The sequence below is a fragment of the Streptomyces olivaceus genome (assembly GCF_000721235.1).
Taxonomy (GTDB): domain Bacteria; phylum Actinomycetota; class Actinomycetes; order Streptomycetales; family Streptomycetaceae; genus Streptomyces; species Streptomyces olivaceus.
The window spans coordinates 1-518 of sequence record NZ_JOFH01000131.1; the positions used below are offsets into that span (position 1 = coordinate 1).

1 protein-coding gene is annotated in these 518 nt (G+C 67.0%); it reads right to left on the reverse strand.

Going from position 1 to position 518, the window contains the following annotated elements:
- Positions 1–518: alpha-amylase family glycosyl hydrolase (locus tag IG94_RS0138100; protein ID WP_031048799.1), on the reverse strand; the 518-nt coding region annotated here is incomplete at both ends.

The following is a 518-nucleotide window of genomic DNA, read 5'->3' on the forward strand; positions in this document are numbered from 1 at the left end:
GACCGGGAAGTGGAAGGCCATGTGGCACTCGTCGCCGCCGGCGGAGTAGTCGCCGAAGTAGTCGACGACGTCCTCCGGCCACTGGTTGGCCTCCGCCAGCAGCACCGTGTCCGGGTACTGCGCGTCGATCTCCTTGCGCACCCGCTTGAGGAACGCGTGCGAGGCGGGCAGGTTCTCGCAGTTGGTGCCCTCCTCGGCGTACAGATAGGGCACGGCGTCGAGCCGGTAGCCGTCCACGCCCAGGTCCAGCCAGAACTTCAGTGCGGCCAGCATCTCCTCCTGCACGGCCGGGTTCTCGTAGTTGAGGTCCGGCTGGTGGGAGAAGAAGCGGTGCCAGTAGTACTGGCCGCGCACCGGGTCGTAGGTCCAGTTGGAGGCCTCGGTGTCGACGAAGATGATGCGGGCGTCGGGATACCGGGTGTCGTCGTCGGCCCAGACGTAGTAGTCGCCGTAGGGCCCGTCCGGGTTCCGCCGGGACTCCTGGAACCACGGGTGCTGGTCGCTGGTGTGGTTCATGA